This window comes from Cryobacterium sp. Hh38 (genome assembly GCF_004403235.1).
GTDB classification, from domain to species: Bacteria; Actinomycetota; Actinomycetes; order Actinomycetales; family Microbacteriaceae; genus Cryobacterium; species Cryobacterium levicorallinum.
Genome location: NZ_SOHD01000049.1, coordinates 15,909 through 33,843 on the forward strand (window position 1 = coordinate 15,909; position 17,935 = coordinate 33,843).

Here is a 17,935-nt window from a genome sequence, read left to right on the forward strand (position 1 = left end):
GTCAGCGGTACGGCGGCGCGCTGGGCGCGTCGGCGTCACGCAGCAGCCAGCTCATGTCGGCCAGCGGCGGCAGCGCAGCCAGACGTTCCAGCGCCGCCAGCACCTGGTCGGCGTAGAGCTGCCCGCCGCTCGGGCCCGGATGTACCTGGTCGCCGGCGAGCAGGTCGAGGCGCCCGGCGATCGTGTCGTGCCAGTTGGCGAGCTCGACCCGGCGATTGCCCGCTGCGAACTCGGCCAGGGTCGCATTGACCCCGTCGGTCCAATCGCGGTCGGCATAAGCGTTCACGAGCACGAGCTGCCGGTCCGGGCCGAGAATGCGCAGAATGGACACGAGCTCGCTCGCCGTGATCGGGCCGTTGGTGCCGAGACCGATCACGACCACCGGATGCAACTGGCCGGCAGCCTTGAGCGCCAGCAATATGTCGTCTGCGGAATACATTCCGCGTGACACCGAAGCATCGATCGTGATGCCCGTGAGGGTTTCCTGCAATTCTGGGGCTGAGGCGAGCATGACCGAGTCGCCGACGGCGGTGATCAGTCCCTCGGCTGGGACCGGGGTCACCGTGGCCTGGCGGGCCGCCTCGGCGGCCGCAGCCTGCGCGGCGGCGCGCGCCGCAGCATCCACTGCCCGTTGGCCGCGTTCGATGCGCAACTGCGCCGAGGTCTGGGCGGGGGCGGTCAGGACGGCGGCCGTGGTGCCGCCGACCAGCAGAAGCGAGAGGGCTGCGGCGGCCGCGACCAGGCGGCGTCGCTGCACGGGGCCGGTCATGACCGTGCCAATCAAACGGATGCTGCCGCGCAGGCCGATCCGCCGGATCGGCTGCTCCAACCAGCGGTACGACAGGCCCGCGCAGGCCAGCGTGATCGCCGTGGCGAGCAGCCCGATCGGCAGCAGGCCGCCGGTCGGCCAGAGCAGCTGCACCAAGACGAGCAGCGGCCAGTGCCACAGGTAGATTCCGTAGGATCGTTCGCCGACGTAGCGCAGCGGCGCCCGGTCGAGCAGCTGGCCGAAGCGGCCGCCACGCACACCGGCCCAGATGGCGACGGCTGTGGCCAGGCTCACCGCGACCAGGCCGCCGCGGTAGGTTGCGCTGCCGTCCTCAGACAGCCAGATGGCGAACGCGATGATCGCCCCGACCGCGGCCGCGCCGAGCCAGGGCCGCAGCCGGGGCAGCTCGTTGCGGTGCCCGCTCGGACGACGCAGCAGCAGGGCCAGAGCGGCGCCGGCAAACAGTCCGAAACTGTGCGTGTCCGAGCCGTAGTAGACCCGGGTCGGGTCGGCGCCGGGCTGATACAGCACACCCATCCAGATCGCGGAAGCGACGAATAGTGCGGTGACGATGGCCAGCCGCAGACGCGGGCGGCGAAGGAGCAGTACGGCCAGCAGCATGAGCGGCCAGACCAGGTAGAACTGTTCCTCGACGGCGAGCGACCAGAGGTTGCGCAGCAGCTCGGGCTCGTTCACGCTGAAGTAGCTGTTGTCCGTCGCGATCGACACCCAGTTGTAGCCGAAGGTCGTGGCCCCCAGCAGCTGAGCGCCGAGGCCGACGAGAACATCGCCGCCGATCAAAAATGCCACGGTGCAGCTGATCAGAATCACCGGAACCAGCGGCGGCACCAGGCGCCGGGCCCGCCGCTGCCAAAACCGGCGCAGCGAGATACGCCCGGTGCGGGTGTGCTCGGAGACGAGCAGACCCGTGATTAGAAAACCGCTGATCACGAAGAAAACGTCGACGCCGATAAAGCCTCCGGGCAGCAGCACCGGAAAGAAATGGTAAACCACGACGGCGATCACGGCGAGGGCGCGCAGGCCGTCGAGACCGGCTAGACGGCCACGGCGCACGAGCGGCGCTGCGGCCGCCCGAGCCGGACTGTTTTGCGGCCCGATCACGGGTTCTTCGAACACGGCGGCGCCGGTCGACGACGGAGTCCTCCCGGCAATGGGAGACGGTGCGACAGGGCGGGTCATGGGTAAGACGAGCATTCGGATGCCACGCACACGGGGGTCATGCGCTGGGCCGGATTCAACGATAACCCGCACGCGCCGCCTAGGCTTACCCTCGTGAATCTTTTCGTACCCCGCGCCGGCCATGCCGCGCCAGGGTCCACGCGCATCAGACTTGACCTCGCCTACGACGGCACGGATTTCACCGGCTGGGCCCGCCAGCCGGGCTTTCGCACCGTTCAGGCCGACATCGAAAACGGGCTCGCCGGCATACTGCAGAGCTTCCCCCCGCACCCCACGCTGATCGTCGCCGGTCGAACGGATTCCGGGGTGCACGCCCGCGGGCAGGTCGCCCACTTCGACCTCACCGCCGAGCAGGCACACTCCCTCGTGCGCATTCAGCGCGGCACCGGAAACCGCCCGCCGGTCGACCTCGGCACCGCCGTGCTGCGCCGCCTCGGCGGCATCCTGGTGACCAAGCCGGACATTGTGCTGCGCCGTGCCACGGTCGTGCCCGGCGGTTTCGACGCCCGATTCTCGGCCATGTGGCGCCGCTACGAGTACCGTCTCGCCGACCCCCTCGCGCTGCACGACCCGCAGCAGCGACTGCGCACCACGTGGCATCCGTTTAAACTCGATCTCGCCGCAATGGACGCGGCGGCGGCGACCCTGGTCGGCCTGCACGACTTCGCCGCCTATTGCAAGCCGCGTCCCGGTGCCACGACCATCCGCACGGTGCAGGACTTTCGCTGGCGGCGCGACGACGACGGCCTCATCATCGCCACCATTAAAGCGGATGCCTTCTGCCACAGCATGGTGCGCGCCATGGTCGGCGCCTGCGTCGCCGTGGGGGAGGGGCGGCTCGACGGCAGCACCCTCGCGCACCTGCACTTCGACAAACACCGCATCAGCGAGTTCAAGGTGATGCAGGCGCACGGTCTCACCCTGATCGACGTCGGCTACCCGGAAGACGCCGAACTGGCGCTGCGCGCCGTCGCCACCCGCAACCGGCGTTCGCTGCCCGGCCCCGTCGAAGTTGCGTCCGCAGCACTCTGAGACTACTGTTGACCCTTGGTGTCTGTGCGTTGCAGCGCGGCGCCCGAACGTGAGCCCTCCATCGACAGTGTTCTGCTTGACAGAACACGCCCGGAGCGGGATTCACGAACACCTCCGTTCGAAAAAGAAGAAAGCAGCACACTAGTGACGCGCACTTATAGCCCCAAGGCAAGCGAACTCCAGCACGACTGGGTAGTCATCGATGCCACCGATATCGTCCTCGGACGTCTGGCCAGCCACGCGGCAATCCTGCTGCGCGGCAAGCACAAGGCCACCTTCTCCCCGCACATGGACGGTGGCGACTTCGTCATCATCATCAACGCCGAGAAGGTTGCCCTCACCGGCAAGAAGCTCGACCTGAAGATCGCTTACCGCCACTCGGGTTACCCGGGCGGCCTCACGGCGACGAACTACTCCGAGATGCTCGAGAAGCACCCGACCCGTGCGGTTGAAAAAGCGATTCGCGGCATGCTGCCGAAGAACTCGCTCGGTCGCACCCAGCTCACCCACCTGAAGGTTTACGCCGGCTCCGAGCACCCGCACTCCGCTCAGCAGCCCACGCCGTACACCCTCAGCCAGGTCGCGCAGTAGCGCCGGCAACCAGACTTCTCGACTCTTAGATAAAAAGGATTCCCATCATCGTGGCGAAGATCGCAGACCAGATTGACCAGGCTCCGGAGAGCTACTCCACCGAGACTCCGGCCGAAACCGTAACCAAGGCGCCCCGCGCCGTCCTCAACGTTCCCGGCGCAGCCGTCGGCCGTCGCAAGCAGGCCATCGCCCGCGTGCGCATCGTCCCCGGCTCCGGCACGATCGTTGTCAACGGCCGCGAGTTCGCTGACTACTTCCCGAACAAGCTGCACCAGCAGCTGATTAACGACCCGTTCAAGGTTCTTGACCTGCTCGGCTCGTACGACGTCATCGCGCGCATCACCGGTGGTGGCCCGTCCGGCCAGGCTGGCGCGCTTCGCCTCGGCATTGCCCGCTGCCTCAACCTGATCGACGAAGAGAACAACCGCGCCATCCTCAAGAAGAACGGCTTCCTCAGCCGCGACGCTCGAGTCAAGGAGCGTAAGAAGGCCGGACTCAAGAAGGCCCGCAAGGCACCTCAGTTCAGCAAGCGCTAATCCGATTGCCGACGACGATATGACTCGTCTGTTCGGCACGGACGGCGTTCGGGGCCTGGCCAACCGTGATCTCACGGCTGGCCTGGCCCTGAGCCTTGCCCAGGCCAGCGCCGCAGTGCTGACCAAGGGTCGTCGTGCTCAAGCACGCCTCGAACAGGGCCGCCGCCCCGTTGCTGTGGTCGCCCGCGACCCGCGAATTTCCGGCGAATTCTTGACGGCTGCCGTTTCGGCCGGCCTGGCCTCCAGCGGTGTCGACGTGCTCGATGCCGGAGTCATCCCGACGCCCGCCGCCGCATTCTTGATCAACGACATCGGTGCCGACTTCGGTGTGATGATTTCTGCCTCACACAACGCGGCGCCCGACAACGGCATCAAGATCTTCGCCTTTGGCGGAACCAAACTTCCCGACGACGTCGAGGACCGCATCGAGTCCTACATTGGACGCGACACCCTGATGCCGATCGCCGGCGACGTTGGACGCATCCGTCGTTTCGCCGACGCCGAAGACCGCTACGTCGTGCACCTGCTCGGCACCCTGCCGCACCGCCTCGACGGCATTCATGTCGTGCTCGACTGCGCCCACGGTGCTGCCGCTGGCGTTTCGCCGCAGGTGTTCACGGATGCTGGCGCTCGCCTCACCGTGATCGGCGCCGACCCCGACGGGCTCAACATCAACGATGGCGTGGGGTCGACCCACCTCGACAACCTGGCGCGCGCCGTGCTCGAGCACGGTGCCGACATCGGAATCGCCCACGACGGCGACGCCGACCGCTGCCTCGCAGTGGACCGCGACGGCAACATTGTCGACGGCGACCAGATCATGGCGATCCTCGCCGTGTCGATGGCCGAGCGCGGTGTGCTCAAGGACCGCACGCTCGTGGCCACGGTCATGAGCAACCTCGGTCTGCGCAAGGCGATGGCGGCCAACGACATCGCGATGGTGCAGACCAAGGTCGGTGACCGGTATGTGCTCGAAGAGCTCAACGCCCACGGGTATTCGCTCGGCGGTGAGCAGAGCGGCCACGTGATCATGACCGAGTTCGCCACGACCGGCGATGGTATTCTCACCGGGCTGCACCTCGTGGCAGAAATGGCGCGCACCGGTAAAACGCTCGCCGAACTCGCATCCGTTATGACGGTCTACCCGCAGATTCTGGTCAACGTGCGTGGAGTGAACCTCAAGGGGCTCGCTGCCGATCAGGTTATTTCTGACGCTGTCGTGGCCGCGGAGACCGAACTCGGCGACACCGGTCGTGTGCTGCTGCGCCCGTCCGGCACCGAACCGATGGTGCGGGTCATGGTGGAGGCCGCCGACCAGCCGACCGCCGACCGCCTGGCGCACTCCCTCGCCGACGTAGTGCGGTCCCGTCTGGCCCTCTAGCCCTACCGACCGGGCCCGGGCCCGGAAGCCAGGCCCATGTTCTATCATGGGCCCGCTTTCCGGGCCCGGGCCCGGTCGCATTGTCATGAGTCGAGACGGCCGGGGAACGGACCGGGCGCGCCTGCGTACGCTTCACCCGTCGGGCACAGGTTCGGGAACTGGGTCCATGTTCTATCATGGGCCCCGTTTCCGGGCCCGGGCCCGGGCCCGGTCACAGGGGACCTCGCGGAAGCGCGGGTCAGACCTTGCGCAGGAGCACCTTGGAGACGGCGTGTGTGGGGTCCTTCCGCAGCACGAGTGTCGCCCGCGACCGGGTGGGACGGATGTTCTGCAGCAGGTTGGGCTCGTTGATGCTGGTCCAGATACTGCGCGCCTTGGCACGGGCCTCATCCTCGGTGAGCGCGGCGTAGCGGTGAAAGAACGAGTTCGGGTTCGCGAACGCGCCGCGCTGCAGCTTGAGAAAGCGTTCCTCGTACCAGCGGGCGATGTCCTGGGTGCGGGCATCCACGTAAACCGTGAAGTCGAACAGGTCGCTCACGGCCAGGCCGCGGCCCGGCCCGGGCGGCTGCAAAACGTTCAGCCCCTCGACAATGAGGATGTCCGGCTGGCGCACAACGATCTGCGCGTCGGGCACGATGTCGTAGCTCAGGTGCGAGTAGAACGGCGACCGCACCTCGGGGGCGCCGCTCTTGACGGCACTCACAAAGCGCAGCAGGGCGCGTCGATCGTAGGACTCCGGGAATCCCTTGCGCTCCATCAGCCCCCGGCGGTTCAACTCCGCATTGGGAAACAGAAAACCGTCCGTCGTGACGAGCTCGACCCGGGGAGTGTCGTCCCAGCGGGCCAGCATCTCCCGCAGCAGCCGCGCGGTGGTCGACTTGCCGACGGCGACTGAGCCGGCGACGCCGATCACAAACGGAGTGGGCCGGGCACGCTGACCGAGGAATCCGCTGGTCGCCCGATGCAGTTTGCGAGCGTTCGCCGCGTACAGATTGAGCAGCCTGCTTAACGGAAGGTAGACATCCGTCACCTCGTTAATGTCGAGCGGCTCACCGAGGCCGCGCAACTGCACAATCTCGGTCTCTTTGAGCGGCAGCAGGGTGGTCGGCGCGAGGGCCGCCCAGTCGGCTCGGTCGAGTTCCACGAAGGGGGTACCGTGGCCGTTCATGACAGGGGCCAGCACCAGATCGGACATTCCACCAAGCTTAGTCCGGCTAAAATCGACTTCTATGTGCGGAATCGTAGGTTATGTCGGAAGCAACAAGACCGTTGACGTTCTCATGGGAGGGCTCGGACGGCTCGAATATCGCGGGTACGACTCCGCGGGTATCGCCGTGATTGACGAGTTCGGGGTGCTTAACACGGCCAAGAAGGCCGGCAAGCTCGTAGCCCTCACCAACGAGCTCAAAGCCCACCCGATCAACGACGGCGCGACCGGCATCGGTCACACCCGCTGGGCCACGCACGGCGGCCCCAACGACGAAAACGCGCACCCGCACCTCGGTGACAATAACAAGCTCGCCCTCATTCACAACGGCATCATCGAGAACTTCGCCCCGCTGCGTGACGAACTGCTCGCCGAGGGCTTCACCTTACTGAGTGAAACCGACACCGAAGTGGCCGCTGTGCTGCTCGGACGCGAATACCAGCGCGTCGGCGACCTGGCCGAGGCTTTTCGCACCGTCGTTGCCCGCCTCGACGGCGCCTTCACGCTGCTGGCCGTGCACCAGGACCAGCCCGGCGTCGTCGTCGGCGCCCGCCGCAACTCGCCGCTCGTCATCGGGCTCGGCGACGGCGAGAACTTTCTCGGCTCCGACGTGGCCGCTTTCGTGGAATACACCCGTCGCGCCGTCGCCATCGGCCAGGACCAGATCGTCACCATCACAGCGGATGCCGTCACTGTCACCGATTTCGATGGTCACCCGGTCGAGACCGAGGAATTCGATGTCGCCTGGGACGCCTCGGCGTCGGAGAAGGGCGGCTGGTCCAGCTTCATGGCCAAGGAGGTCTCCGAGCAGCCGGACGCCGTCGCCAACACCCTGCGCGGCCGCATCGCCGACGGCCACGTGGTCGTACCCGAACTGAGCGCATTCGGCGATGACGTGCTCGCCGGCATCCGTCGGATCGTCATCATCGCCTGCGGAACCGCCGCCTACGCTGGCCAGGTCGCCAAATACGCCATTGAAAAGTGGGCGCAGGTGCCCGTCGACGTCGAGCTCAGCCACGAGTTCCGTTACCGCGACCCGGTGCTCAGCGACGACACCCTGGTCGTGTCGATCAGCCAGTCCGGCGAAACCATGGACACGCTCATGGCCGTCAAGTACGCCATGTCGCTCGGTGCCAAGGCGATCTCGATCTGCAACACGCAGGGCGCGACCATCCCGCGCGAGAGTGATGCCGTCATCTACACCCACGCCGGCCCCGAGGTCGCGGTCGCGTCGACCAAGGCTTTCGTCGCGCAGATCACGGCGCTCTACCTGTTTGCGCTGCACCTGGCCCGGGTGCGCGGCAGTCTCACCGAGGCCGAGCAGGCCGCGCAGGTCGCCGAACTGCAGGCCATCCCGGCGAAAATCGAGACCGTTCTGCAGGTCGAAGACGAGGTGCGTCAGCTGGCCCGCTGGATGAGCGACACCCGCGCCGTGTTGTTCCTCGGCCGTCACGTTGGTTTTCCGATCGCGCTCGAGGGAGCACTCAAGCTTAAGGAGCTCGCCTACATCCATGCCGAGGGCTTCGCTGCCGGTGAGCTCAAGCACGGTCCGATCGCGCTGATCGAACCCGGTCAGCCGGTGTTCGTCGTGGTGCCGAGCCCGCGCGGCTCGGCACACCTGCACCCCAAGGTCGTCTCCAACATTCAGGAGATCCGCGCCCGCGGTGCCCGCGTCATCGCCATCGCCGAGGTCGGCGACGCCGCCGTGCTGCCGTTTGCCGACACCGTCATCCGCATTCCGCTCGCAGCTCCACTGTTCGAACCGCTGCTGGCCGTGGTGCCGCTGCAAATTTTCGCCATGGAGCTCGCCATCGCCAAGGGCCTCGACGTGGACCAGCCGCGCAACCTCGCCAAATCCGTCACGGTCGAATAGTCCGCAGTGATCAAGGGCATCGGGGTCGACGTGGTCGACCTGGCGCGGTTCACCCGCCAGGTCGCGCGCACGCCGGGCCTGGTACCACGCTTGTTCGCCCAGAGCGAACGCGGTCTGCCGGTACATTCCCTCGCTGCGCGTTTCGCCGCTAAGGAAGCTCTGATCAAGGCCCTCGGCGACAGTGCGGGGGCCACCTGGCAGGAGATGGAAATCGTGAACGACCCACACGGCAACCCCGAATTCAAGCTCAGCGGGGCGGCCCTGCAAGCGGTGAAAGATCGCGGCATCAGCCGCGTGCACGTCACCATGACGCACGACGCCGGCGTGGCCTGCGCCTTCGTCGTGGCCGAGTCGTGAGCGGGTTTCGCGAGGCCGTGATCAACCTCGCCGCGATCCGAAGCAATATGGCGCACCTGCGTGCGCTGGTCGGCACCCCGCACGCCATGGCCGTGGTCAAGGCCAACGCCTACGGTCACGGCGCCGTGCCCGTGGCCCGCGCCGCCCTCGCCGGTGGCGCCGACTGGCTCGGCGTCGCCGACATCGACGAAGCCCTGCAGTTGCGTGACGCCGGAATCGACGCGCCGATCCTGGCCTGGCTGCACGATCCAGACGCCGATTTCAGCGCCGCCATCGACGATGACATCACCCTCGGCCTCTCGTCAGCACGCCAACTGCAACGGGCAGCGGATGCAGCGGCGGAACTCGGCCAGACGGCATCCGTTCATCTCAAACTCGATACCGGCCTGAGCCGAAACGGTGTGCACGAGAACGACTGGGCCGAGGTATTCGCGCTGGCCGCGGCCCTCGAGCAGGTGGGGCTGCTGCGCGTTGACGGCGTGATGAGCCACCTCTCCAACACCTCAGCCACCGACGACCAGCAGGCGCTGGAGTGTTTCGAGCGCGGTGTCGCCTTAGTGCGTGCCGCCGGATTGGCCCCGACCCTCGTGCACCTTGCCTCCTCCGCGGCCGCACTGCGGCTGCCAGCCGCGCGCTTTTCGATGGTTCGCCTGGGCATCACCCTGTACGGGCTGTCGCCGTTTGATGATGCCAGCAGCGCCGACCTCGGCCTGGTGCCGGCCATGACCCTGCGCGGCCGGGTCGCCCAGGTGCGCCGGGTGGCCGCGGGCGCCGGCGTCTCCTACGACTATCTCTGGCGGGCGCCGGAAGACTCCACGCTCGTGCTCGTGCCGCTCGGCTACGCCGACGGAATTCCGCGGCAGGCCTCCGGCAGTGCGCTCGTGCAGATTCACGGCGCGACCTACCCGCTGGTCGGTCGTGTCGCGATGGACCAGTTCGTGGTCAATCTCGGAGCCGACAATCCAGGCGTCGCCGTGGGCGATACCGTCGTGCTGTTCGGAGACCCGGCCACGGGAGCGCCGAGCGCGACCGACTGGGCCGACGCGGCCGGCACGATCAACTACGAGATCGTCACCCGCATCGGACACCGGGTGCCCCGGCTGCACATCCATGGCTGAGTCGGGTCGGTCTGAACTGCGGCGAACCATCCCCGATGCCGCCGCGATGCACCGCTTCGGTATCGGACTCGCGGCCACGCTGCGGGCCGGCGACCTGATCGTGCTCACCGGGCCGCTCGGCGCGGGCAAGACCACCCTCACCCGCGGCGTCGGCGAGGGGCTGCAGGTGCGTGGCGCCGTCACCAGCCCGACCTTCGTGCTCGCGCGCACGCATCCGAGCCTGGTTGGTGGCCCACCGTTCGTGCACGTCGACGCCTACCGCCTTAACAGCGCCATGGAGCTCGACGACCTCGACATCGACTTCGCCCACTCCATCGTGGTCGTTGAATGGGGTCGCGGCCTGCTCGACGGCATCACCGAGTCCTGGCTCGACATTGAAATCGAGCGACCGCAGGGCCGGTCTGACGCCATCAGCGAAGCGGATGCCGCGGTATCCGTTATCGATCTGGATCACGACCTCGACGAACCGCGCACCGTCACGTTGATCGGCCACGGGCCGCGCTGGACGGATGCGACCGACGTCGGGCAACTGCGACCGCGGCGCTGAGCCCCAGGCCGCTACTTCAGCAGCGCGACGTCCGAGACGAGTTCGATGTGTGCGAGCATCTTCGCCGCGGCCTCGTCGGCATCCTGCGAGCGGATGGCCGCCGTGATCGCTCGGTGCGACGCCAGGGACTGCTCGGGTCGTCCCGGCTGGGCGAGTGACTCGAGCCGCGTTTCGAGGATCATCTCGGCGATGAATGCCATCAGCTGGGCGAGCACGGGGGAGTGCGCAGCCGTCGTGACGGCTTGGTGGAAGAGCTCGTCGCCGTGCGACCCGCGGTCACCGACGGCGATTTCCTCGGCCATGACTCGGAGCGCATCCTCGATCGCGAGCAGGTCGGCATCCGTTCGGCGTTCCGCGGCGAGCTCGGCGAGTTTTACCTCGAGGGTGCTGCGGGCTTCCACGATCTCGGGGAGCCGGTTGCGATGTTCGCGGAGCCCACTGATCACCGTTGCGATGCTCGGACGGTGGACGAGAACGGCGCCGGTGCCGTGTTGAACGTCGATGACACCGAGCACTTCCAGGGCCACGAGGGCCTGGGCGAGGGTGGCGCGGGAGACACCGAGCCGTTCCGCGAGATCGCGTTCGGCGGGTAACAGGTCACCGGGGCCGAGGTGGGCGGACTCGATGTAGGCGAGAAGCTGGGCCACGAGCTGTTCGTAAAGGCGTGGTTTCGTGACGCGCATAAGCGGCTGGGGTATTGCGTCCCTCGTCATGTCTGCCTCCCTAAGATCTCTGGGCTCAACTTTACACGGCTCTTGACAAAGTCACCTACTGTCTAGGAGGCTAGTCCAGTGAGCCAATAGCCCACATTCATCTGAACCTATGGAGGAACAACGATGTCCGCTCCCGTTATCTCAATCATCATCCTGGCGGTGATGTTTCTGATCGCCACGCTTTTGCCCGTCAACATGGGTGCGCTGGCCTTCGTGGGTGCCTTTCTACTCGGTGCTGTCTTCCTCGGCATGGAGACCACCGATATTCTCGCCAACTTCCCGGGCGGGCTGTTCCTCACGCTCGTCGGCGTTACGTACCTGTTCGCGATTGCGCAGGGCAACGGCACGATCGACCTGCTGGTGCGCGGTGCAGTGCGGCTCGTCGGTGGTCGGGTGGCCCTCATCCCCTGGGTGATGTTCGTGATCACCGCCGTGATCACGGCCGTCGGTGCGCTGTCCCCGGCCGCGGTGGCCATCGTGGCGCCGATCGCGCTCGGCTTTGCCCGCAAGTACAAGATCAGCCCGCTGCTGATGGGCATGATGGTGATCCACGGCGCGCAGGGCGGCGGATTCTCGCCGATCGCCGTCTACGGCGTGATCGTGAACAGCCTCATCTCGACCACCGGGCTCGACGCGAGCCCGACAGCGGTGTTTCTGTCGAGCCTCATCTTCAACTTTCTGATCGCCGTCGTGCTGTTCATTGTGCTCGGTGGCCGAAACCTGATGTCGAGCCGGGTCGGACATTTCGTGGAGCAGGCCGCCGAAGCGCGCATGGCCGTGAGTGTCGGTGCGCGCGCCGGCGGTGATGTGGCGTTCAAGGGCTTCGGCTCCGGCATCTACGGCCCCCGCGACCCCGCAGGCGACGGAGTGCTGGCCACGGCCACCCGCGGAGAGCGCATTCCGCAGCTTGTGACGGTGGCCGGCCTCATCGCCCTCGCCGTGATCGCGCTCGGCTTCAAGGTTGACGTGGGCTTCGTTGCCATCACTATCGCCGTCATCCTCGCCCTCGTCTCGCCTGCGGCGCAGAAGGGCGCGGTCAACAAGATCAGCTGGTCCACCGTGCTGCTCATCTGCGGCATGCTCACTTTCGTCGGTGTTCTCGAAGAGGCAGGCACCATCGAATACGTGTCGGAAGCGGTGGCCAACCTCGGCATGCCCCTGCTTGCCGCACTCTTGATCTGCTACATCGGTGCCGTCGTCTCGGCCTTCGCCTCGTCAACGGCCATTTTGGCCGCGCTGATTCCGCTCGCCGTGCCGTTCCTCGCGACCGGGGAAATCAGCGCCATCGGCGTGATCTGCGCGCTCGCCGTCGCGTCGACCATCGTGGACGTGTCGCCGTTCTCGACCAATGGCGCGCTCGTGCTCGCCAACGCCCCCGACGACGTGGACAAGGACCGCTTCTACAAGCAGATCCTCGCCTACAGCGGAATCGTCGTTGTGGCCGGGCCGGCCATCGCCTGGGCGGTGCTCGTGCTGCCCGGGTGGCTGTAACCCGTCACCGACCCCACGCACCTCGAGAAAGGACCGATCATGAGTACCGAAACCGACACCCGTTCTGAAACCGACCGACAGGGCCCCCTCGCGGGCTACCTCGTTGTGGATCTCAGCCGCGCGCTCGCCGGTCCGCACGCGAGCATGATGCTCGCCGACCTCGGCGCACGCGTGATCAAGGTGGAGAATCCAGGCACGGGAGACGATACCCGCGGCTGGGGCCCGCCCTTTGTGGGCCCCGCGAACGATCCGCAATCCACGTACTTTCTCTCGTGCAACCGCAATAAAGAATCCATCGCCCTCGATCTGAAGAGTGACGACGGCCGGGAGGTGCTCAGCGAGCTGCTGCTGCGCGCGGACGTTGTGGTGGAGAATTTTCGTCCAGGGGTGCTCGACCGGCTCGGATTCTCGCCCGAGGCGATGCACGCTCTCAACCCGGCGCTGGTGATTCTCTCGATCACCGGTTTCGGCCACGACGGCCCGGAATCCAGTCGAAGCGGCTACGACCAGATTCTGCAGGGCGAGGCCGGCCTGATGTCCCTCACCGGCTCCGCCCCCGACGACCCGCAGCGTGTGGGCGTGCCGATCGCCGATCTGCTCTCGGGCATGTATGGCGCGTTCGGACTGCTCGCCGCGCTGCTTCAGCGCGAGCGCACCGGTCAGGGACAGATTGTGCGCACCTCGCTGCTCGCCGCACTGGTGGGAGTGCATGCCTTCCAAGGCACCCGCGCCACGGTGGCCGGCGAGGTGCCGGAAGCCCAGGGCAACCACCATCCGTCGATCGCTCCCTACGGGCTCTTTCCCTGCCGCGGCGGGAGCGTGCAGATCAGCATCGGCAGTGAGAAACTCTGGGCCACCTTCGCAGCCGAGTTCGGCCTCGATGCTGCGCAATCCGAGTGGGCCACCAACGCGCACCGCGTGCGCAATCGGGAGGGCCTCAAGGCTGCCATAGCGGATGCCTTCGCCAACTTCGATGCCGTGACTCTGCTGAAGAAACTGACCGACGCCGGAATCCCGGCCGGCAAGGTGCGTTCCCTGGATGAGGTCTATCAATGGGATCAGGTGCTCTCGCAGGGGCTGCTGATCGACGTTGAACACGAGGTGCTCGGCCGGATCAGCCTCCCCGGGCCTCCGCTTCGGTTCTTCGGACCCGCCGATACGGTCGAGACAACGAACACGATGCACTCCGCTCCGCCCGTGCTCGATCAGCACGGCAACGACATTCGCACCTGGCTCAACCGTTCACTGGAAGGTATCTCACTTTGATTTCTCAACCCGCGCTCGCAACTCGCCACCTCAACGCCACGGAGCTCATCGACGTGGTGCTCGATAACGGGTCCTTTACGAGCTGGGATCAGCCCGTGGTTGACCCCGACCCGAACGAGGCGTACCGGGCCGACCTCGTGAAGGCACGAGCGAAGAGCGGCACCGACGAGGCGGTGCTCACCGGCGAGGGGCTGATCCACGGACGCCGGGTGGCGATCGTCGTCAGCGAGTTCGCGTTTCTTGCCGGATCGATCGGGCTTTCTGCTGCTGACCGGATTGTGGACGCGATCGAACGGGCCACACGCGAGGGGTTGCCGGTCCTGGCCGGACCGGCATCCGGCGGTACCCGCATGCAGGAGGGCACGTTGGCCTTTTTGTCGATGGTGAAGATCACCGCCGCCGTGCGCGCGCACCGCGAGGCCGGGCATCCGTATCTGGTGTACCTGCGGCACCCCACCACGGGCGGGGTGATGGCCTCCTGGGGCTCACTCGGGCACGTGACGGTGGCCGAGCCGGGCGCGCTGCTCGGGTTTCTCGGCCCGCGGGTCTATGAGGCGCTGTACGGCAAGAAATTTCCGGAAAACGTGCAGGTCTCTGAAAACCTGTTCAACCAAGGGCTGATCGACGCCGTTGTGCCGCCGGAGCAGCTGCCGGAGATCGTGCACCGCGCCCTCACAATTCTCACCGACCGGGCCTCCATGCCGGTGGCGGCACCGGAGACCCTGAACGTGCGGCCGGCAGTGAGCGGCGCGTGGGCATCCATTCAGATTTCGCGCAACCCGCGGCGACCAGACCTGCGCCAGCTGCTCGCCTACGGCGCGCACGACGTGCTGCCGCTCAACGGCACGGGCGAGGGTGAGAAGGACCCGGGGCTCATGCTCGCCATGGCACGGTTCGGGCAGCAGAGCTGCATCGTGCTCGGGCACATCCGGGCGCGGCCTTCGCAAGACACCAGGATGGGCCCCGGATCGCTGCGGGAGGCCCGTCGCGGTATGCGCCTTGCGGAAGAACTCGGGCTTCCGCTGCTCACCGTGATCGACATCGCCGGGGCCGCGCTGTCGAAGGAGGCCGAGGAGGGCGGCATGGCCGGGGAAATCGCGCGCTCTTTGCACGAGCTGATCGGCCTGCGGTCGGCAACCGTGTCCGTGCTGCTCGGACAGGGTGCCGGCGGCGGGGCGCTCGCGCTGCTGCCCGCCGACCGTACGATCGCCGCCCAGCACTCCTGGCTGTCGCCGCTTCCTCCCGAAGGGGCAAGTGCCATCGTGCACCACAACACCGAGTTCGCACCGGCCATGTCGGAGGCTCAGGGCGTGAACGTGGCCTCGCTGTACGCCAATCGGATCGTCGACCACATCGTGGACGAGCGCCCCGACGCCGCCGACGAGGGACGGGCGTTCTGCCAGCGGCTGGCTGAAGCCATCGAATACGAGCTGTCCACGCTGTCCACGGTGCCCGTTGACGAGCTACTTCCGCGTCGCTTGGCCCGCTACCGTTCCCTCGGTCGCTGACTCTCGTCCTTTCGACGGATGATTTGACCCTCCAGCCGCAGCGGCCGACGCGCGCAGCGCCTGCCGCATCAAAGCTAGGCTGAGCGGGTGCTACTTGCCATCGATACCTCTGCCGGCACGAGTGTCGCCGTGGTCGACCTTGACCGCGGGATAATCGCCGAACGCGGCGAGGCTGACACCATGCGCCATGCCGAAATCGTCGGCCCGTTCATTCTCGACTGCCTCCTTGACGCGAAGATCACCCCGGCGGATCTCTCCGGCGTGGTCGGCGGCATGGGCCCGGGCCCCTTCACCGGCCTGCGCGTCGGCATCGCCTCGGCGCGCGTGTTCGCCCTCGGCGCCGGCAAGCCGCTCGTGCCGGTGATCAGCCACGACGCCATCGCCTACGGCCACTACCGTCGCGGCCACACCGGCCCGCTCGTCGTCGTCACCGACGCTCGCCGCCGCGAAATCTACTGGAGTGCTTACAGCGAAGCGGATGCCGTCGGCCTGCCCGTGCGCGTCGGCCCACCCGGACTCGCCAAACCGGCCGAACTCGACGAGCCCGCCTGGCAGCACGCGCTCTGGCCGCGCCTCGACGCCGCCACGGTGTCGGCCGGGGAACTCGGTCTGGTCGCCGAACTCAACTATGCCCATCGGCGCCCGTTCGCCGCGAACGAGCCGCTGTACCTGCGCTCACCCGACGTCACGCTCTCGAATGGACCCAAGCGGGTCAGCCGATGACGTGGCAGCTGCGCCGTGCGCACGAGGCAGACCTCGCGGCGATCATGCACCTCGAAACCAGTATCTTTGAAAACGATGCCTGGTCACAGCCGATGATGGCCCGGGATCTCGGCGACCCCGCCTGCTATTACCTTGTTGCTTTTCCCCCGGACGACCCGGATAATATCGAGGCCTACGCCGGACTGCTCGCCCCGCAGGGAGCCAACGAGGGCGACATTCAGACCATCGCCGTCGCCGACTCGGCCCGCGGCCACGGCCTCGGACGCACCTTGATGCAGGCCCTCATCTCCGAGGCCCGCAAACGCGGCGCCCGGCTGGTGTTTCTCGAAGTGCGCGCCGACAACCCCAGCGCCCAGCGTCTCTACGATCGGCTCGGATTCGTGGAGGTCGGCGTGCGCCGCGGCTACTACCAGCCCGACAACGTCGACGCCATCGTCATGCGCCTGAATATTCCAGAATTGGAATCTATGCTCACCGCCCCAGAATCAGCCGTGCCCACCTCCGCGGAGAATCCGTGACGACCATGAACCGCACCGCCCTGAATCGATCAGAACCGCTCGTACTCGGCATCGAAACCTCCTGCGACGAGACCGGCATCGGCATCGTGCGCGGAACCACCCTGCTCTCCAACACCATCGCGAGCTCGATGGACGAACACGCCCGCTACGGCGGCGTCGTGCCCGAAATTGCCGCGCGAGCCCACCTCGATGAGCTCGTGCCGGCCATTGACGCGGCCGTCGCCGAGGCCGGCATTCGCTTGAGTGATCTCGATGCCATCGCCGTCACCTGCGGTCCGGGGCTCTCCGGAGCTCTCATGGTCGGGGTCGGCGCCGCCAAGGCGCTCGCCGTCGCTCTCGACAAACCGATTTACGCGGTCAACCACCTGGTCGGCCACGTCGGCGCCGACCTGCTGCGCGGCGCTTCCAGTACCAACGACACCGAGCCACTCGAGTACCCGACGATCGCGCTGCTCGTGTCGGGCGGGCACACCTCGCTGCTGCTTGTGCGTGACCTGGTCAGCGACGTCGAGCTGCTCGGTGAGACCATCGACGACGCCGCCGGGGAGGCCTTCGACAAGGTCGCCCGGCTGCTCTCGCTGCCCTACCCCGGCGGGCCGCAGATCGACCGGGTCGCAGTCCTCGGCAACCCGAAGGCCATCCGCTTTCCGCGCGGACTCAGCCAGCCCAAGGACATGGCCGCGCACCGCTACGACTTCTCCTTCTCTGGCCTCAAGACCTCGGTCGCCCGCTTCGTCGAACAGCGCCAGGACGCCGGCGAGCCCGTGCCGACAGCCGACGTCGCGGCGAGCTTTCGCGAGGCGGTGGTCGACATTCTGCTCACCAAAGCTCTCGCTGCGTGCGCCGACCACGACGTGCCGCGGCTGCTGCTCGGCGGCGGCGTCATCGCCAACGCTCGACTGCGCCAGGTCGCCACCGAGAGAACGGATGCTGCCGGCGTTGTCCTGCGCATCCCGCCGCTCTCGCTCTGCACTGACAACGGCGCCATGATCGCCGCCCTCGGCGCGCAACTCATCATGGCCGGGCATGAGCCCTCGACCCTCGAATTCGGCGCCGATTCCACCCTGCCGGTCGGGCAGATCCAGGTTTGAGCAACGCCCAGTCG

At 67.1% G+C, this 17,935-nt stretch carries 17 protein-coding genes; 14 read left to right on the forward strand and 3 right to left on the reverse strand.

The annotated features are described in order from the left end of the window. Window position 1: 1 nt before the first annotated feature. Entirely contained in the window at window positions 2–1,969 is a 1,968-nt protein-coding gene (locus E3T41_RS17385) for an acyltransferase family protein (protein WP_166791609.1), read from the reverse strand. Between the two features lie 93 nt (window positions 1,970–2,062). Here E3T41_RS17385 and truA point away from each other — a divergent pair, with 93 nt between their 5' ends. The 4 genes from truA (at window position 2,063) to glmM (ending at window position 5,509) form a co-directional block, all read left to right on the forward strand. Continuing rightward, the gene (gene truA / locus E3T41_RS17390) at window positions 2,063–3,001 is read left to right on the forward strand and encodes a tRNA pseudouridine(38-40) synthase TruA (protein WP_241991232.1); all 939 of its coding nucleotides are present in this window, start codon (window positions 2,063–2,065) and stop codon (window positions 2,999–3,001) included. Between the two features lie 144 nt (window positions 3,002–3,145). Beyond that, on the forward strand, window positions 3,146–3,592 hold the full coding sequence (rplM, locus tag E3T41_RS17395) for a 50S ribosomal protein L13 (RefSeq protein ID WP_092449498.1): 447 nt from the start codon (window positions 3,146–3,148) through the stop codon (window positions 3,590–3,592). A gap of 50 nt (window positions 3,593–3,642) precedes the next feature. Then, the gene (gene rpsI, locus E3T41_RS17400) at window positions 3,643–4,128 is read left to right on the forward strand and encodes a 30S ribosomal protein S9 (protein WP_092107287.1); all 486 of its coding nucleotides are present in this window, start codon (window positions 3,643–3,645) and stop codon (window positions 4,126–4,128) included. A gap of 19 nt (window positions 4,129–4,147) precedes the next feature. Next, window positions 4,148–5,509, forward strand: coding sequence for a phosphoglucosamine mutase (gene glmM / locus E3T41_RS17405; RefSeq protein ID WP_104132218.1), 1,362 nt, complete (start codon window positions 4,148–4,150; stop codon window positions 5,507–5,509). A 238-nt stretch (window positions 5,510–5,747) separates the two neighbouring features. Here glmM and coaA read toward each other — a convergent pair whose 3' ends face one another. Continuing rightward, a complete protein-coding gene (gene coaA, locus E3T41_RS17410) occupies window positions 5,748–6,704 on the reverse strand; it encodes a type I pantothenate kinase (protein ID WP_092449502.1) in 957 nt (318 codons plus the stop codon). Between the two features lie 34 nt (window positions 6,705–6,738). On the opposite strand from coaA, the gene glmS reads away from it, so the two are divergent. From glmS to tsaE, 4 genes are read left to right on the forward strand one after another with little or no spacing between them, the layout of a single operon-like run. After that, window positions 6,739–8,589 (forward strand): glutamine--fructose-6-phosphate transaminase (isomerizing), encoded by a 1,851-nt coding sequence (gene glmS, locus E3T41_RS17415; protein WP_092449504.1) that lies wholly within the window; start codon window positions 6,739–6,741, stop codon window positions 8,587–8,589. Between the two features lie 6 nt (window positions 8,590–8,595). After that, complete coding sequence (locus E3T41_RS17420; protein ID WP_092449506.1) at window positions 8,596–8,946, forward strand: holo-ACP synthase; 351 nt, start codon at window positions 8,596–8,598, stop codon at window positions 8,944–8,946. Between the two features lie 47 nt (window positions 8,947–8,993). After that, window positions 8,994–10,064 (forward strand): alanine racemase, encoded by a 1,071-nt coding sequence (alr, locus tag E3T41_RS17425; protein WP_092449777.1) that lies wholly within the window; start codon window positions 8,994–8,996, stop codon window positions 10,062–10,064. Further along, a complete protein-coding gene (tsaE, locus tag E3T41_RS17430; RefSeq protein ID WP_134479492.1) occupies window positions 10,057–10,611 on the forward strand; it encodes a tRNA (adenosine(37)-N6)-threonylcarbamoyltransferase complex ATPase subunit type 1 TsaE in 555 nt (184 codons plus the stop codon). The genes alr and tsaE overlap by 8 nt, the downstream gene beginning before the upstream one ends. A gap of 11 nt (window positions 10,612–10,622) precedes the next feature. Here tsaE and E3T41_RS17435 read toward each other — a convergent pair whose 3' ends face one another. After that, window positions 10,623–11,324: a FadR/GntR family transcriptional regulator gene (locus tag E3T41_RS17435; RefSeq protein ID WP_104132220.1), complete on the reverse strand. Its 702-nt coding sequence runs from the start codon at window positions 11,322–11,324 to the stop codon at window positions 10,623–10,625. Window positions 11,325–11,447: 123 nt separating this feature from the next. Here E3T41_RS17435 and E3T41_RS17440 point away from each other — a divergent pair, with 123 nt between their 5' ends. From E3T41_RS17440 to tsaD, 6 genes are all read left to right on the forward strand, one after another. After that, a complete protein-coding gene (locus tag E3T41_RS17440; protein WP_104132221.1) occupies window positions 11,448–12,815 on the forward strand; it encodes an SLC13 family permease in 1,368 nt (455 codons plus the stop codon). A gap of 39 nt (window positions 12,816–12,854) precedes the next feature. Further along, on the forward strand, window positions 12,855–14,081 hold the full coding sequence (locus E3T41_RS17445; RefSeq protein WP_134468454.1) for a CaiB/BaiF CoA-transferase family protein: 1,227 nt from the start codon (window positions 12,855–12,857) through the stop codon (window positions 14,079–14,081). Beyond that, a complete protein-coding gene (locus E3T41_RS17450; RefSeq protein WP_134479493.1) occupies window positions 14,078–15,589 on the forward strand; it encodes a carboxyl transferase domain-containing protein in 1,512 nt (503 codons plus the stop codon). The genes E3T41_RS17445 and E3T41_RS17450 overlap by 4 nt, the downstream gene beginning before the upstream one ends. 87 nt (window positions 15,590–15,676) lie before the next feature. Further along, complete coding sequence (gene tsaB, locus E3T41_RS17455; protein ID WP_092449528.1) at window positions 15,677–16,312, forward strand: tRNA (adenosine(37)-N6)-threonylcarbamoyltransferase complex dimerization subunit type 1 TsaB; 636 nt, start codon at window positions 15,677–15,679, stop codon at window positions 16,310–16,312. After that, on the forward strand, window positions 16,309–16,830 hold the full coding sequence (gene rimI / locus E3T41_RS17460) for a ribosomal protein S18-alanine N-acetyltransferase (RefSeq protein WP_134479494.1): 522 nt from the start codon (window positions 16,309–16,311) through the stop codon (window positions 16,828–16,830). The genes tsaB and rimI overlap by 4 nt, the downstream gene beginning before the upstream one ends. Window positions 16,831–16,835: 5 nt before the next feature. After that, window positions 16,836–17,921: a tRNA (adenosine(37)-N6)-threonylcarbamoyltransferase complex transferase subunit TsaD gene (tsaD, locus tag E3T41_RS17465; protein ID WP_134479511.1), complete on the forward strand. Its 1,086-nt coding sequence runs from the start codon at window positions 16,836–16,838 to the stop codon at window positions 17,919–17,921. The last annotated feature ends 14 nt before the right edge of the window (window positions 17,922–17,935 follow it).

Excerpts from the sequence above, each read along its gene's own strand:
- E3T41_RS17385 (WP_166791609.1), bottom strand. The coding sequence starts at position 1,969 with ATGACCCGCCCTGTCGCACCGTCTCCCATTGCCGGGAGGACTCCGTCG.
- glmM (WP_104132218.1), top strand. The coding sequence starts at position 4,148 with ATGACTCGTCTGTTCGGCACGGACGGCGTTCGGGGCCTGGCCAACCGT.
- coaA (WP_092449502.1), bottom strand. The coding sequence starts at position 6,704 with ATGTCCGATCTGGTGCTGGCCCCTGTCATGAACGGCCACGGTACCCCC.
- glmS (WP_092449504.1), top strand. The coding sequence starts at position 6,739 with ATGTGCGGAATCGTAGGTTATGTCGGAAGCAACAAGACCGTTGACGTT.
- alr (WP_092449777.1), top strand. The coding sequence starts at position 8,994 with ATGGCGCACCTGCGTGCGCTGGTCGGCACCCCGCACGCCATGGCCGTG.
- tsaE (WP_134479492.1), top strand. The coding sequence starts at position 10,057 with ATGGCTGAGTCGGGTCGGTCTGAACTGCGGCGAACCATCCCCGATGCC.
- E3T41_RS17435 (WP_104132220.1), bottom strand. The coding sequence starts at position 11,324 with ATGACGAGGGACGCAATACCCCAGCCGCTTATGCGCGTCACGAAACCA.
- E3T41_RS17440 (WP_104132221.1), top strand. The coding sequence starts at position 11,448 with ATGTCCGCTCCCGTTATCTCAATCATCATCCTGGCGGTGATGTTTCTG.
- E3T41_RS17445 (WP_134468454.1), top strand. The coding sequence starts at position 12,855 with ATGAGTACCGAAACCGACACCCGTTCTGAAACCGACCGACAGGGCCCC.
- rimI (WP_134479494.1), top strand. The coding sequence starts at position 16,309 with ATGACGTGGCAGCTGCGCCGTGCGCACGAGGCAGACCTCGCGGCGATC.
- tsaD (WP_134479511.1), top strand. The coding sequence starts at position 16,836 with ATGAACCGCACCGCCCTGAATCGATCAGAACCGCTCGTACTCGGCATC.